Annotated in this window: 3 protein-coding genes; all 3 read left to right on the plus strand. The window is 52.4% G+C overall.

Annotated elements, in window-relative coordinates:
• A partial coding sequence (locus NKH95_RS33255) for an extracellular solute-binding protein (protein WP_352894594.1) occupies positions 1-802 on the plus strand: 802 nt, incomplete at its 5' end.
• Between the two features lie 55 nt (positions 803-857).
• Positions 858-1,706 (plus strand): ABC transporter permease, encoded by an 849-nt coding sequence (locus NKH95_RS33260; RefSeq protein ID WP_352894597.1) that lies wholly within the window; start codon positions 858-860, stop codon positions 1,704-1,706.
• 3 nt (positions 1,707-1,709) lie between these two features.
• Positions 1,710-2,558 carry an ABC transporter permease gene (locus tag NKH95_RS33265; RefSeq protein ID WP_352894602.1) on the plus strand — a complete coding sequence of 283 codons (849 nt, stop codon included), beginning with the start codon at positions 1,710-1,712 and terminating at the stop codon, positions 2,556-2,558.
• Positions 2,559-2,563: the final 5 nt, after the last annotated feature.

Below are 2,563 nucleotides of genomic sequence, written 5' to 3' on the forward strand. Positions count from 1 at the left end.
GTCTTGGCCAGCAGTCGCGGCGGAGGGCTGGGCAGAACCGGTAACCTTGGAAAAGGTACCTAACCTCGCTGACATCCCACAAAAATTACTGATCAAAGATAGCGCTGGGAACATCATAAACATCCCACGCACAACGGCCTCCACGTTCTGGCTATATCGAAAGGATACGACACCATTCCAGATATCCAAGGTCGAAGACCTTTTGGATCCGCGACTCAAAGGAAAGATCTGTTTTCCGGCACCCTCCCTGGGTTCTAACCTGGCGATGGTGATGCTGGCATTGCACAAAGGTGGCGACGAAAGAAACCTGGAGCCGGCGTGGGAATTTGTGAAGGACCTCGCGCGTACGGGCAATATCGGGCGTGTTGCAAATTCAGATCAGGATATAACGACCTCCGTAAGCTCGGGAGAAACCTCTGTAGCCAATGCCGCAGCTTTCACCGCGATTGACATTGCGCGCAACTTCGACCTCCAGTATCTCAACAAAATGGACAAGGAGACCGGATTCCGGACGTTTGTTTACGAAGAAGGATGGTGCGTTTTGAGAGGCGGGAAAACCGATGCCGCGTTCAAATTTGCAAACTTTGCAATCGACCCGGAGAACAATGCGGAGTTCAATAACATCTCTGGGGCGGGGGTGCCCGCCAATGCCAAGGCAAAGGTATCCGACAAAGTGAAGCCCTTTGTATTCAACAACGAGGAAATGGACCGCTACGCCTACCTCCCGGACTGGACTTATCTCTCGAAACAGACCGATACCTGGATGAAGCGCTGGGAACAGGAAATCCTACCTCTTCTCTAGCTGGAGAATGTTCAAACCCTGGGTAGGGGCCGAGGATCTTGGCTGGAGAGATTAAATGAGAAGCATGAGATCCCAAGTGCTGCTGCTGCTGCCGGCAGTGGCAGTATTTGCCCTTTTCCTGACGTTGCCTTTGTTAACAGTCGTCGGGGAAAGCTTTCGCGCATACGAGCCGGGTCGGATCGGAGCTGTGGCCGGGGCGCCTCTCACCGGCGAGAACTATGCCGAGCTCTTCAACTCGGCCTATCTTCGGTATTTCATGCAGACCTATTTGCTGTCTTTCGGGGCAGCTGTGATGTCCGTCGTCTTTTCCTTTCCAGTTGCATACTATATTGCGAGGAACGCATCCCCGAGGGCGCGAAAGCTTTGGATTTTTGCTTTAATCGGACTGATGTTCCTAAGTTCCTTGGTCCGAATATACGCGATCCAGCTCACCTTCGGTTCTGTCGGGTTACTGGCGCCGATCATGTCGTTCCTCGGAGCCAATATGAATGGCGCTTCGTCCATTAACTTGGTTATCATCGCCGGACTGCTCCACTATGAGATACCCTTGTCTATCCTGATCCTGATCGGAGCGATCCAGAACCTAAACCCGTGCTTGATCGAAGCGGCTCAGTCACTTGGAGCCTCGGCATCTGAGGCCCATTTCACCGTAACAACGCCGTTATGCATTAAGGCATTGGTATCTGCATTCTTGGTTTCAATGACACTCGGTGTGAGCGCCTTCGCTATACCGTGGATCTTGGGGCGAGGGCGGGTTCTATTCGTTTCAAACCTAATCTATAGCCGGATTAGCGAGGTTGGAAATTATCCGAGTGGAGCAGCTATTTCGATTTTGATGATAATTCTCTCCATGCTCCTGATCTTTATTTTGTCTAGAGTAACCACGCTACTCGACAGGACGTGAAAAATGCTTCGCAAGATAACAGGACTAATCCGCAGGCGAAATGCCGATGCCATTCTCGCGTTCTTCGGAAAGGCCACCATTGCCGTGACAGCTGCGTTCCTACTGATCCCGGTATTCACAACCGTGCTCATGTCGTTTGACTCGCGGGACTACCTCGGTCCATTCCCACCACCTGGTCTATCTATGAAATGGTTCGATCGGTTCTGGCATAATTCCTATTTGTGGTCGGGGTTCAATACCAGCCTGCTGCTGGCAATCGCCACGGCAGCCCTTGCAACCGCGATTGGAGCACTGGCCGCGCTAGCAATCAGCCGGATGTCTCCCCAGTGGCGTGACCTTATCACGACGGCTTTCCTGTCGCCTCTCGTATTGCCAGGCGTCATCATTGGATTTGGGTTGCTCATGTTCTTGTCGGCATTGAATGGGCTGCCGGTCTTTGCCAGATTGCTCGCTGGGCATCTGATCATTACGATCCCCTACACGATCAGAATGACATTGATCGGGCTAACCGGTATAAGCCCAACGCTGGGCGAGGCCGCGTTGAGTCTTGGTGCCAATGTACGCCAGGCATTTTTCACGATTACTCTGCCACTTGCCAAAAACAGCATCGCTGCGGGCGCGATCTTTGCCTTTGCGTTCTCTATGGATGATTTGACGATCAGCCTCTTCCTGAGTGATTTCAATACTTATACCTTGCCTGTCGCGCTCATCAGTCTAATGAGGGCGAGTTTCGATCTCACAATAGCTGCGGTAGCCGTCGCCCTGATAGGGCTAACCCTCATCTTGCTGTTGGTGCTTGACCGGGTGCTTGGTCTTGAGCGAGCCATTGGCGGTGGAATTTATAGGTCGTGATTGGA

It is taken from the genome of Mesorhizobium sp. M0848 (genome assembly GCF_040319805.1).
Taxonomy (GTDB): Bacteria; Pseudomonadota; Alphaproteobacteria; order Rhizobiales; family Rhizobiaceae; genus Mesorhizobium.